Source organism: Rhodohalobacter sp. (assembly GCF_041686455.1).
Classification (GTDB): Bacteria; Bacteroidota; Rhodothermia; order Balneolales; family Balneolaceae; genus Rhodohalobacter.
The window spans coordinates 1-13,334 of the sequence record NZ_JAWLDW010000075.1 but is presented as its reverse complement, the minus strand read 5'-3'; the positions used below and the strand labels follow the sequence as shown (position 1 = coordinate 13,334).

10 protein-coding genes and 1 pseudogene are annotated in these 13,334 nt (G+C 44.1%); 6 read left to right on the top strand and 5 right to left on the bottom strand.

Annotated features, from left to right (window positions below; genetic code table 11):
• From ACESM0_RS09405 to ACESM0_RS09390, 4 genes and pseudogenes are all read left to right on the top strand, one after another.
• Positions 1–1,119: hypothetical protein (locus ACESM0_RS09405; RefSeq protein ID WP_372905854.1), on the top strand; the 1,119-nt coding region annotated here is incomplete at its 5' end.
• A gap of 206 nt (positions 1,120–1,325) precedes the next feature.
• Positions 1,326–3,308: a protein-L-isoaspartate(D-aspartate) O-methyltransferase gene (locus ACESM0_RS09400; protein ID WP_372905852.1), complete on the top strand. Its 1,983-nt coding sequence runs from the start codon at positions 1,326–1,328 to the stop codon at positions 3,306–3,308.
• A gap of 230 nt (positions 3,309–3,538) precedes the next feature.
• Positions 3,539–3,763 (top strand): annotated as a pseudogene (locus ACESM0_RS09395) (nicotinate phosphoribosyltransferase); the annotation flags it as partial.
• Positions 3,764–3,850: 87 nt separating this feature from the next.
• Complete coding sequence (locus tag ACESM0_RS09390) at positions 3,851–4,678, top strand: dienelactone hydrolase family protein (protein WP_372905856.1); 828 nt, start codon at positions 3,851–3,853, stop codon at positions 4,676–4,678.
• Between the two features lie 11 nt (positions 4,679–4,689).
• Here the strand turns inward: ACESM0_RS09390 and ACESM0_RS09385 are convergent, their stop codons facing one another.
• The 3 genes from ACESM0_RS09385 to ACESM0_RS09375 all read right to left on the bottom strand — a co-directional run bounded on the left by ACESM0_RS09385 (position 4,690) and on the right by ACESM0_RS09375 (position 9,404).
• Positions 4,690–6,486, bottom strand: a complete 1,797-nt coding sequence (locus ACESM0_RS09385) for a M61 family metallopeptidase (protein ID WP_372905850.1) — start codon at positions 6,484–6,486, stop codon at positions 4,690–4,692.
• Positions 6,487–6,798: 312 nt separating this feature from the next.
• Positions 6,799–8,076, bottom strand: a complete 1,278-nt coding sequence (locus ACESM0_RS09380; protein ID WP_372905849.1) for a dipeptidase — start codon at positions 8,074–8,076, stop codon at positions 6,799–6,801.
• 74 nt (positions 8,077–8,150) lie between these two features.
• Entirely contained in the window at positions 8,151–9,404 is a 1,254-nt protein-coding gene (locus tag ACESM0_RS09375; protein ID WP_372905847.1) for a sialidase family protein, read from the bottom strand.
• Between the two features lie 125 nt (positions 9,405–9,529).
• Here ACESM0_RS09375 and ACESM0_RS09370 point away from each other — a divergent pair, with 125 nt between their 5' ends.
• Both ACESM0_RS09370 and ACESM0_RS09365 read left to right on the top strand, forming a co-directional pair.
• Positions 9,530–11,527: an ABC-F family ATP-binding cassette domain-containing protein gene (locus tag ACESM0_RS09370; RefSeq protein WP_372905845.1), complete on the top strand. Its 1,998-nt coding sequence runs from the start codon at positions 9,530–9,532 to the stop codon at positions 11,525–11,527.
• 2 nt (positions 11,528–11,529) lie between these two features.
• Positions 11,530–12,198, top strand: coding sequence for a WbqC family protein (locus tag ACESM0_RS09365; protein WP_372905843.1), 669 nt, complete (start codon positions 11,530–11,532; stop codon positions 12,196–12,198).
• A gap of 142 nt (positions 12,199–12,340) precedes the next feature.
• On the opposite strand, the gene ACESM0_RS09360 is transcribed toward ACESM0_RS09365, so the two are convergent.
• Together ACESM0_RS09360 and ACESM0_RS09355 are read right to left on the bottom strand one after the other, a co-directional pair.
• The gene (locus ACESM0_RS09360) at positions 12,341–12,811 is read right to left on the bottom strand and encodes a PH domain-containing protein (RefSeq protein ID WP_372905841.1); all 471 of its coding nucleotides are present in this window, start codon (positions 12,809–12,811) and stop codon (positions 12,341–12,343) included.
• Positions 12,812–12,874: 63 nt separating this feature from the next.
• Entirely contained in the window at positions 12,875–13,291 is a 417-nt protein-coding gene (locus ACESM0_RS09355; protein WP_372905839.1) for a DoxX family protein, read from the bottom strand.
• Between the last annotated feature and the right edge of the window lie 43 nt (positions 13,292–13,334).

The window sequence follows — 13,334 nt, the reverse complement described above, 5'->3', positions numbered from 1 at the left end:
CTTGCCAAAAAGTTGATGGATGACTTTGCAGACAAAACCGGGATCAATAATAAAGACACAAGCAGCCAGGATCGGTATCTCTGGACAGATGCATTCGCTGTTCAAAATTTCCTTGCGCTGTCGTCCTTTTTTGATGATGACAAATACAAATATCTTGCGCGGAATCTGATTGGCCAAGTGCACGAAACTTTAGGACGATTTGCCCCGGAAGATTCCCGAAGCGGATGGATCAGTGGATTACCCGAAGAGGAAGGACAAAAACATCCAACCATAAACGGCCTCAGAATTGGCAAGGACCAACTTGAACGAAAAAAAACAGATCCGTTCGATCCAAGAAAAGAATGGGATCGGGATGGCCAGTACTTCCACTACCATACACGCTGGATTCATGCGCTTTTGCATGCTGCACAAAAACTTAATGACCGGAAGTTGATAACATATGCATCGGAGTTGAGCCTTGCCGGCAGGCATTTTTTAGAGAGCTCCGGCAATCAATCACGCCTTTACTGGAAAATGAGTGTTGACCTGAGTTATCCGCTGGTTTCATCCATGGGTGCACATGATCCGCTGGATGGATACTTGACTGCCCTGGAGTGCAAATTATTGACATCGAATGAAGAGGATTTCACTGAATATCTCAGCGATCTTGAATCTCTCTGCGGGGGAAAGAGCTGGCAGACAGACGACCCATTGGGATTGGGTGGTCTGTTATTGAATGTTGTCCGGTCCGCTGAGCTGAAACAGCATACAAAACTTCCGGAATCAGTACATCCACAAAAACTATACAGCGATGCTTTAACCGGATTAAAAGAATTTTCTAAGCGGGCAGATCTTGCATCTTCGTCCAGATTCCGACTCGCTTTTAGGGAGTGCGGACTATCGCTAGGCCTGCGGGTGGTAGACAATTATCAAGATAAACTTGCAGATACTGTTTCGGATTTAAAGGAGCTTGAAAAAAAGCAGAATCTCGCAGATGATATTGAACAATTCTGGAGCCAGAGTGAAAACAGAAAATTCTCAAATTACCGGGATCATCTGAATATCAATCACGTCAGTCTGGCATCCTCACTGCTCGCAGGCGTGGAATCAAATTTTTTCAGCACACCAGAATTTGAGTAAATATTTAACTTATTTATAATTACGAGGTGAGCACTATTTTCATCCGGTTCATCATACCCGATGCCTGATGGCTGTCTAAATGCTTCTTGTACTATTCAATTCGCACGTATTGGTAAGCAAATATCTGATAGTGACTTAAACTATATCCTCCTTTTTTATGTTGAGTTTTAAGAGAACCAAATCCTTGAAATCAAACATATCAGGTGATGAGTGACTTATTGCAAGTAAAACAAGAGATGATAGAAAGGCAGCTGAAAGCAAGGGGAATAGAAGATCCAAGAGTGCTGCAAGCGATGGGAAAAGTTCCAAGAGAAAAATTCATTCCAAAAGACCTTGTTGAATTTGCCTATAAGGACGCACCTCTTCCCATTGAAGAAGAACAAACGATTTCACAGCCTTATGTCGTAGCATTGGCCGCAGAAATACTTAATATCCAGAAAGACGATAAAGTTCTTGATATCGGAACAGGATCAGGTTACGCAGCTGCAGTGTTGAGTGAACTCGGGAAGGAAGTATACACTATAGAGCGTCACAAAACTCTGGCTGAAGCAGCTAGCAAACGCTTCAATCAACTGGGATATGATAATATCTATGTTCTTCATGGAGACGGAACGGAAGGCTGGCCGGAGCATGCCCCTTTTGATGCAATTAATGTTGCTGCAGGCGGGCCCAAAATCCCGGAAGATCTGAAAGACCAGCTGGCTGAAGGCGGGCGTTTGATTATTCCTGTCGGAAAAGAAATTAGGACTCAGCGACTTATTCTCACTACCAAAGAAGATGGTGAATTCGAGAAAAAAGATCTTGGCAGGGTCCAATTTGTACCGCTTATCGGTTCGGGTGGATGGCTGAATCGTGAGGCTAAGGAAGTTTCACCGCCCAAAAAAGAAAAGACCGCTAAAGAGCTAATTGAGGATGTTGCTGAACCTTTTAATAATCCTGAAGGTGCTAATCTTTCCCCTCTTCTTGATCGTATTGGGGAAGCTAGAGTTGTATTGATAGGAGAAGCCTCGCATGGAACATCCGAATTTTATCGTTTTCGGGAACAGTTGACAAGAGAACTTATTCAGAAGAAAGGATTTAATATTGTGTCTCTCGAAGCCGACTGGCCCGACGCGGCACACGTTGACAGATTCGTAAGAGATACAGACATTTCTTTGCCCGAAGAGGAGCCCTTCACACGGTTTCCCACCTGGATGTGGAATAATGGCGAGGTTCTTCGATTCGTAAAATGGCTCAGGAACTACAATGATGGTAAGTCCGAACAAGATGAAAAAACGGGAGTTTTCGGCCTGGATTTCTACAGTATGTTTTCCTCCGTAAAAGCCATTATTGATTATCTGGAAGATATAGATCCTAAACTTGCAGAGACAGCCCGCAACCGGTATGGATGTCTTACTCCTTACGAAAATAATCCGGCCAGTTATGGAGCAGCTGCTATGAGTAACGAGTACAAGAAATGTGAAAAAGATGTCACAGATATGCTCTATAAGATTTTAGCTCATCGCGTTGAAGAGACTGAAAAAGACGGAACCCGATATTTTGACGCCCTGCAGAATGCACGACTTGTTGCCAATGCTGAGGAGTATTATCGCAGCATGTACCTTAGCGCACAGTCCAGCTGGAATCTTCGTGACAGTCATATGTTCGAAACATTGAAGTCTTTGATGGATCACAGAGGCGCCGATGCAAAGGCTGTCGTCTGGGCTCATAATTCTCATGTAGGAGACGCACGAGCAACAGAGATGGGGGCTCGCGGCGAGCACAATATCGGCCAGCTTGCAAAAGAGGAGTTTGGAGATGAGGCCTACAACATCGGGTTCGGAACCGATCACGGCACTGTGGCTGCGGCTCACAACTGGGGCGACAAAATGAATGTAATGAATGTCCGTCCCTCGCCTGAAGAAACCATTGAAAATCTGATGCACCAAGTTAAGCACGATAATTTTATTCTCCCGCTGCATAAACAGGGGTATGAAAAACTAACTACTGAGCTTGAAGAGAGCCGGCTTGAACGGGCTATCGGCGTCATTTACCGACCTAAAACGGAGATGCAGAGCCATTACTTTCAGGCTTTCCTGTCTAATCAGTTTGATGAATATATTTGGTTTGATAAATCCCAAGCGATCAATCCCCTACCTCAGCGGAAAAAAGAAGAGGGAGTACCGGAAACCTATCCCTTTGGGTTGTAATCATTCGAGTCCATTCGTGTCAGGCGAAAATGTAACTTGGAACTAAAACAGAATAGATTCGCCTGGGAAGTACGCCGAACGGCCCGATCAAGCATTAGACAGTGCCGATAAGCTTTCCTACGCAAATAATTAATCACCAACGAAACTCTCTGAAAATGTCGTAAAAATTAACCTCCCCGGCTAAAAAAGACCTAACGGCTTTTTATGGAAGAGAAGTAGTAGCCCTTGCAGATGAAGAAGATTTTGATATGATGGTTTATCCATCTGAACTTATGCAGTCATGTATAATGTCGGAGTTTATAAAAGAGCCAATATCAGAGCAAGTAAACAATAATGGAGAGAGAATTTCAAAACCAAGATCCACCGATGAGATTGCTAAATTCGGTATGCAACAGCTGGAAAAACTGCCCGAAGAATTTAAGCGATTCGACAATCCACATGTCTTAAAATTAGGTTGTAGTAAGACCTTTAACAGCTCAGGAACAGTCCCATTGAACGCCACAAAGGTAAAGTTAGTTAATCTGCCTACTGCCTACTGCCTGATGAAACTTCACAATTCCGATCTCATGAAATATCTTGTCTGTTTTTTCACTTTTTTAATCGCTTCACCATCAGTATTTGCCCAGGATTATGCCCTTCAACAGCTTGAGGAGTCACCCCGTCACCATGAGTGGATTGAAGTTTCTGATGGTGACCGTACCATCCACAACTTTGTTGTTTACCCCGAAGTTTCAGAAGATGCTATGGCAGTTATTGTTATTCATGAAAATCGTGGATTGACCGACTGGGTTCGCAGTTTTGCAGATCAGCTTGCGGCTGAGGGTTACATCGCCATTGCACCGGACCTGCTTTCTGAGTTTAACGAAAATCATCAAAAAACCTCAGATTTTGAATCTTCCGATGCCGCCCGAAATGCGCTTTATGAATTGAATCAGGATCGGATAACGCAGGACCTGAAAGCCGTTCAGGATTATGTAACACAGCTACCGGCTTCAAATGGCAACATTGTTGTTGCGGGATTTTGTTGGGGAGGGTCGCAAAGTTTTCGGTATGCAACCAATGCAGACGGACTGTCCGCTGCTCTTGTATTTTACGGCAGTGCTCCCACCGACGGTGATCAGATCAGCCGGATTTCTGTTCCGGTCTACGGTTTTTATGGAGGAAACGACCAGCGCATAAATTCCACAATTCCCGAAACTTCCGATCTGATGCAGGAATATAACAAGGAGTATATCTACAATATTTATGAAGGCGCTGGACACGGTTATATGAGAACCGGCGATGCCCCTGATGCCGAACGGGCAAACAAAACGGCTCGCGACAGTTCCTGGGAGTGGATTCGAGATATTCTGTCAGATTTAGATAAATAGAGCAGGCTCTCTCATTTATTCATCAGCCAGCTCCCTCTTCTTTGACGTTGTACAGAACCTGCGGTATCATCCAGTTTTGTTTGAATGACCGGGTCTTCTGCCAATTCAATTTCTACTGTAAGCTCCTCTTCCATCCGGTTAAACCGAATTTCCATACGATCTCCCGGTTTGTTTGCTCTGAGAATTTCATCCACGCTTTCTACATCCGAAAGCAAGACTCCGTCAATAGAAACAATTTCGTCATTCCGGTTGATTCCAGCTTCATAAACCGGCGAACCGACAATCGCATTGGTTCGCAGCTTCCCAACACCGTTCTCAATAGCGATTGACGTGCCAAGCACAGCTTTTTCCGGATTCGCCTTTTCCAGACTGACTCCTGCCGTTTCTAAAAGCTGTTGATAATCCGGCAACTCACTATTATAGATGTAACGTTTGAAAAACTCATTTGAGAACTCCTCCCCGGCGTAATCTGAAAGTGCATCCCAAATATCGCGGACTGTATAGGGAATCTCATCCTTGCCGTATTTATCCCATACCAAACTCATAAATTCATCAAGATTGAGATTGTCATCTTCATTTCGGAGACTTAGATCAAGTGCGAGACCCAGAACACTTCCGTATGTGTAGTACGAGATGAACGTGTTTTCGCGGTTGGTTGGGTCCACTGATCGTGCTGCATCTACAAATGGCGCCTGATAGCTCATTTCAATTGGATTATGATAGTTTCTGCCCGGTGAGTTTGAAACATAATTAATCCCGCCTGCAAGTCCCTCCACATACTCTTGTTCTGATATAATGCCGGCCCGAACCAATGTCAGGTTGGTATAATAACTGGTGAATCCTTCTGCAAACCAAAGCTCACCGCTCATGTTTGCTTCTTCAAAATCAAACGGTTCAAGAGAAGCAGGACGAATCCGCTCTACATTCCAAACGTGGAAAAATTCATGCGCTATCGTGCCGATCCGGTAGTTACCCAATTCCTGATCCATCGGCTTTGAACCGGTAACTATCGTTGAATTTCGATGCTCCATACCGTCACCGCTTGCGTTGGGCATATAGCAGTTTAGAAATGTGTACTCTCCGTAATCAAACTCCGGCAACTCCCCGAACACATCACGCTGTTGCTGAACAATGGCCATCACGTTCTCAAAGTACATATCAACCTCTTCATCTGAGGCATGAGTATGAAGTGCCATCCGGATATTCTGTCCGTCCACTTTCTGTTCTCGAAGATGAAAATCGGCAATCTCTACCGGGCTGTCTAGAAAATAGGCTAAATCCGGTGCATAGAATTTATTCCCTTCCAGATGTTTCAGCTGAGTGGCTACTTTCCAGTTTTGATCAAAGTCTGTATTAAAGGTAATTTCGATGGGTCGGTGTTCATAATCTCTGGCCCAGGCAAACGTCGCCGGCATATTCAGATGGGCATGGACTTCGTCAACTTGTGAATAGGTTCCGTCTCCCCTGTTCGCAAAAAGTGTGTATTCAAAACGAACAGTTCCATTATGGCCGCTCACATTCCATTGGTGTGGATTCGGACGTGTTACATTCAGTTCATTCCCATCTTCATCATAAGCTTTCACATTATAGACATTCTTGGCGAACTCATGAAGAGCGTAGCGTCCGGGCGAAGTTCGGCTCATCCGGACCTCCAGCACTTTCTCTTCCAGATTATCGAAATAAACGGATATTTTCGCCTCGTGATGTACCGCATTATCAAAAGAAATTTCGTATTTCGTTGCCGTTTGGGAAAATCCTAGTGCGTATACACAAAGAGTGAGAAAAGTTGTAAGTAACAATCGTTTCATAGGAAGTGATTTTTCTTTCTTGTTTTGAATATTAATCGAACTTTTTAACCTGATTTTGATTATTAAATAATAAAGGAAAGAGCGCCCTGAGAAAAGGTAAAATAACAGGGGAGCGTTTATTTAATTATTAAGAAAACCAGTGGACACCCCTCTAAATCTCCCCTTTATAAGGGAGACTTTTATTCTATCTTTTTAATAATTCATTCATCGGATTGTGATATTTGGACTTTTAATTAGTCTTAAAATAATTGATCCAACCAAAAAAGGCGGAATTAGTACAGCCCGCCTTTCCGGTCATATTTTTGATCTGTTTTATTCAAAATCTGTAATTAGTACTTCAGATGGTTCTCTTACCTGCCGAAGCCGGTCAGCGGTTGCTTCGATACCTCGCATTACCCGCAACATATTTTCGCCGGCAATTTTCCGGAGATCTTCCTCACTGTAGCCTCTTTTTAGGAGCTCTGCAAAAAGATCCGGATAGGTTGACACATCCTCAAGGCCGTCTGGAAGAGAAGAAACCCCATCATAATCTCCCCCAATACCGATATGGTCCACACCAACTTGATCACGGATATGGTCGATATGATCGGCAACCTGTTCCAATGTGGATTTAGGCATCTCATTTTCATCCGACCACTCTTCCAACTTTTCACTGACGATATCCGGCTGTCCCGGGTAAAGGGATTCCAGTTCTGCCCGGTAACCGCTTCGTTCGGCATACCACCGGCGAAGTTCTTCTGAGGTAAACGACTCCACAAATGTCACCATTACAATACCGTCTTTTCCAGGCAGTAGCTGAAGCACTTCGTCAGGCACATTTCGGGGATGGTTATTGAGTCCTCTCGCATTGGAGTGAGAAAACATCACCGGTGCTTCAGATACGCGGATGGCATCTTTCATAGTAGCCGGAGTAACGTGTGAGAGGTCCACAGCCATGCCCAGCCTGTTCATCTCTCTTATAACTTCTTCACCAAACTCACTCAGCCCGTCATGTTGTGGGTCATCGCCGGCAGCATCGGCCCAATCGAGAGTTCGACTGTGCGTAATGGTCATATATCTTGCACCCAGATCATAAAACATGCGAAGTGTTGCAAGGGAATTTGAAATAGAATGACCACCTTCCATTCCGATGAGGGATGCAATTTTTCCATCTGCAAAAATTCGCTCCACATCATCTGCTGTATAAGCCATTTCGAACTCGTCCGGATACTTTTCAGCCATACGGTAGACAAAGTCAATCTGTTCCATGGTGCGTTTTACGGCTTCATCTTCCGGAATACCCGCCGGTACGTACACAGACCACCATTGCGCTCCCACACGCCCCTCATTCAGCCTTGGAATATCGGTGTGCATAGGATTTTCAAGCTGGGTTGTGTCGTAAAAATCGAGTTCGCTGAATTTGTATCCCACGCGATTGCGATACTGATAAGGAGCATCGTTGTGTCCGTCAAAAAGAGGTACACTTTCCAGAATTTCAGTTGCCTGCTGACGGTACTCATTACGATCCGTTTGTGCAGATAGTGAAGCGCAGCCCATAAACAGAGTTGCTGTGAGTAATATTGCGATTAGTTTTGTAGTATTTTTGAGCATATGATTTCGATTGATTTAATATTTCATACTAAAATAATGCTTCTGCTGATGAAGACAAGCCTCAAAACAATCTATTACAATTCCGTTTCTTCAAACGATTCGTAAGGCACGGTTGCTGTCCGAACCCTGATGAGCGGATCCGTTTGTGTCCATGCTACTAACAAGCCTTCATAGAATGCCTTCATTTGTGGGAAACCACTGGATCGTGACGGTGACGTAACACCTACAGTAACAGTATTTTTCACACTTCCCTTAGGGGTCACTTCCGTTACTACTACATCACCCACATCGCCACGATGACGCAGCCAGCTCACATAGAGTGTACCGTTTTCTAGCATGGCTAAATCAACGCGACCTGTTGAGTGATCCCCGGCAATCAAAATGGGCTCTCCGAATGTTTCCCCGCCATCATCAGACCGAATTAGGTACGTCCTTGATTCATTCTCTTCCATGGTATACCAGGCCACAGCCACCCGGTTTCCATCAGCAACAATTTTGGGTCCATTTACAGGGCAAGCCCCAATTTCCCACTGATCATCATAAACAGCTTTTGGCTCACTCCATTCCCCCGTTTCCGGGCTGTATCGCGAGATATAGATATCCCGGATTTCATCTTCAGTACGATCGCGATAAACCGCAAGAAATCCGTCCTCCGTTTCTACCAGGTCAGTTGGGCAGCAATCACAAACAGAATCATCGATCAACCTGCTTCTTAAAATTTCACCTTTCCTGTTAATTTCGGCAGAACGAAGTGTCATGGATTTCTCCATATCCTCGTACTCACCATCAGCTCTTCCATCCGTATCTCTTCCATCCAGCCAAATAGCCAGAATACGATTCTCATCAATCGGGCGCATACTCACAAACCCATGCTCTGTTGGTGTATTATCCCGGTGAGGTGTCACCGCATCCCCCCATCGGTTAGAATCATCCTGAGGAAAAGCGACCTGAACGTGATATGCGTATGGCCCGCCTTCAACTTTCCGAAGCCAATGTGCCGCCATTACCTCTCCGTCAAAGCCAGTAATTGAAGGATGATCTGCCCAGTTAACGAAAAAGTCTGTCCCCACTTTAATTGTACCGGGCCTTGTCCACTGCCCACTTTCAAAGGTGGAATATTGAAAAGCGAACATCTCCTCCTCAATACCCATCAGCCAGCTCATATAAATTTTCCCGCTCTCATCCTGAGACAAATATGGATAGCGTGATCCGGTTTCTGCAGGGCTCGTTATAGCAAATTCATAAAGAGGTTGCTGCAGTTGATCTCCATTACATGAGATCATAAACAATAAAAGAATAGCCGCGCTGATACGTAACAATAACTTCATTTGAGAATAATTTAAATCAGATCAGAATGATTGGTATTTTTCATGCTTAAAATAACTTTGAAAGGCCTAACATCCTAAACCGGTTCAGGCGCCGAAAACCTTTTTTATGAGTACTATTCACATCTATGCTTCAACTCGATAAGATTACCCTTTATTTTGGCGACCGTCCGCTTTTTGACGGAATTTCTGCAACCATTAATCCCGGTGAACGAATCGGTCTGGTTGGTCCTAACGGTGCCGGAAAATCCACACTTCTGAAAATTATTGCAGGAGAACAGGAAGCAGACTCCGGAAGCGTAAATATGAGCAACAGCGCAACTGTAGGCTATCTCCCACAAGATGGTGTAGATCCGGATCCGGAGCTGACGGTCTATCAAGAAGTTGAACAGGCTTTTTCAGAGATATTATCACTGCGGGAAAAACAGGAGCAACTTCAGCATCAACTTGATATGTTAGATCCTGAATCGGATGAACACGAACAAACTCTGAATGAATTCGGACAAGTGCAGTACCAGCTGGAGAATATTGGCAGCTATTCGCTTCAGGCAGACATTGAACGAGTGTTGATGGGGCTTGGCTTCAATGAAGAGGATTTTTTGCGATCCACAACAGAATTCAGCGGCGGGTGGCTGATGCGTATCGCTCTGGCAAAGTTACTACTGAGACAACCTACCTACCTCCTGCTTGATGAGCCGACAAACCACCTCGATATTGAGTCGCTGCAGTGGATTGAATCCTTTTTGAAAAATTATGACGGTACAGTCATCATTGTTTCTCACGACAGGGCTTTCCTGGATTCTGTAATAAAACGTACTCTCGCACTGCGCAGAGGAAATTTGGATGATTACGCCGGAAACTTCAGTTTTTATGAAAAGAAATATGCAGAGGAACAGGAGCTTTTAAAAAAGCAGTACGAAAATCAGCAGAAAGAGCGGAAACAGACTCAGGAGTTTATTGATCGATTCCGTTACAAAGCAACCAAAGCCAAGCAGGTTCAGAGCCGAATCAAGCAGCTGGAAAAGATGGAGGACATTGAGCTGGATGAAGAGCAATCTGAAATTTCATTTAGCTTTCCTCCAGCGGAGCGATCGGGCCAGGTTGTTTTAAAACTCAGGGATTTGGTTAAAAAGTATGATGATAATACTGTATTTGATGGGATCGACTACGAAATAGAGCGAGGCGATAAAATTGCGGTTGTGGGCCCAAATGGAGCAGGTAAGTCAACTCTCATTCGAATACTGGCCGGTATTGAACCGATCACATCAGGTAAGAGAGAGGGCGGTTACAATGTTACGGCCGGATATTTTGCACAGCATCAGGCTGAAGAGCTGAATCCTAAAAACAATGCGCTGGAAGAGATGCGTCTGGCCGGATCGGGAGAAAATGACACGCGCTTAAGAACGATACTAGGTTGCTTTCTTTTTGTAGGGGATGATGTTTTCAAAAAAGTAGGTGTGCTTTCCGGCGGTGAGAAGAGTCGCGTGGCACTGGCAAAGATGCTGCTAAACAGCGGTAACTTTCTCATTTTTGATGAGCCGACAAACCACCTGGATATGCAGTCTAAGAACATTCTTCAGCAGGCATTACAGCAGTACGAAGGAACATTGATGATTGTATCTCATGATCGGGATTTTCTTGATCCGATTGTCAACAAAACCCTTGAAGTTCAGCCGGGCTATATTAAAACGTGGTTGGGTAATGTGAGCTACTACCTCGACAAAAAACGGGAAGAACGTGAAACAGAAGAGGACAAAACGGCAGTACAGAAGTCAGAAAAAAGAAAAAATTCGGGTCCGACCGAAGGAATGAGCCGAAAAGAACAGCGCCGGTTTGAAGCAGAGAAGCGAAATACTTTATCAAGAAAAGTGAAGCCGCTTAAAAAACGCCTGCAGGAATTTGAAAATGCCATTGAAGAACTCGAGGAGAGAAAGATGGAGATTGAAGAGCTGATGGCGGACCCACATTTTTACGATGACGAAGATCGTGTAAAAGAGATCTCTCTGGAGTATGAAATGGTAAAGGCAGAGTCGGCTGAAAAGATGGAAAAATGGGAAGAGATCGCCGGACGTATTGAGCACATCGAAAACTCTTTTGATCAAGAGTATAAAGCTTCTATCTCATAGATATGAAGCTCGCCATCCTTCAGCCGGTATTGATTCCCGACCTGCACGATCTCGCCACCATGCTCTCGGTTGATCAGATTGTTTTTGAGGATAGTGAGCAATGGTCAAGAAAAGGCAGAACGCACCGGGCATTGATCCGAACACCGGAGGGAACCGACTACATCTCCCTGCCGGTAATGACCGCCGATAAGAAAAAGCCCATTCACGAAGTCCGGATAGATCACGGCCGAGACTGGATGAATCCTCTTCTTCGCTCGTTAAAATTCAACTACAGCAATAGCGTCTATTATGATTTCTATGAACCGGAAATCCGCGCCGATATCGAGATGGGTCACAATTTCGAGTATCTTCTTGATTTTTCACTCTTTTTGAGAAAACGCCTGTTCCAATTTCTGGAACTGGAAATTTCAGCGAAAATCGATTTTTCAAGCGGAATGGATGAGTACACCTCAGATCCTGATGAATTGGCGAAGCAGCTGGGGGCAGATATCTATTTCCAGGAACATGATGCGCGTCACTATCAGAGACAAGGTAAAAACAGAAGCAAAATAGATTTCACCCACCCTGAGTACCGGCAACATTTTGATGGCTTCGAACCATGGTGTTGTTTGTATGATCTGCTGTTTCAGTACGGCCCGGAGAGCTACCGAATATTTGAAGAGTTGCTTTAAACTACTCGTGGCACGTCTTCAGGTCGTGCCACGATTATGTCGGATTTTGTTAATTCAGAATATCCAAACTCCGGAGGAGTGGCCTGTTATTAGCATAGCATGCAACATATCATAAATGGCTCCATCGGAGCCACCTGTATTTTCAATTCGAAAAATACGGTTCCGGATCCACGGATAGCTGACTGTGAATAGCATCTCTAAAATTTTCAGCATTTTTTAGCCCCTTCATTCTTTTTGTCCGAATGCCAATCCCAAAAATTGTTACAATACCTGTATCCAGCCATTTATTTGACCAGTATTGACGGAGAGTCACATGTTCAATTTTATCGACTGGGATACTCTCTGTTCGTAAATAATAATACCCCGAAACGATTGCCAGGCGCTCGTTTGTCAGGATGTACTCTCTATAAGTCCATTTGAAATATCCCATGGCTATCCAAATAAGCGATACAGGTACGAAGAAAAAAGTCATAGCATTTGATGTTCCTGCTGCGACCGTAGTTGCAACTATATAAATTGCAAAAACCACTCCTCCATAAAACATAGATGGATGAAAATTGCTCCTGAACAATATCTCCTCTCTTTCATTTTTTTCGAACTCTTTATGAATCATAATTGGGTGATTTATTTATAATCACTCATGGCATACCTTTGAGTCGTGCCACAAATCAGTAACCTACCTCCTAAAAATCATTTGATCTACGGAATACTTCCCCGGCCCGGTTAAGAAAAGAACGATAAAACTGATCAGAAAAAACAGACCCAATTCTTTATCACCGAATGGATCACCGGCGTGTGCAATAAAAACAGCCACTATCATAGCAATGATCAAGGGGACTAGAGAAATTCTTGTCATTAAACCAATCAAAACCAAAAATGCGCAAATTGCTTCAGCAAAAGTGACAAGAATCAGAGAGGTGGTCGAGCCTATGCCGATGGGGTCGTCAAAACTGAAATCCCCTTCCAGAACCCTTAGTAATTTTGGTATACCGTGGGTGAGCATCAAGGACGCCGTACCGATTCGAAGGAGTAGAATAGCAGCATCAGGACCGACAAATTCATCAAGGTTAAGAGAAAAAAGTTTTTTAATCATGATCTGTTTTGGTTTTAATAAAATCTGAGCCCTAAATAATCTT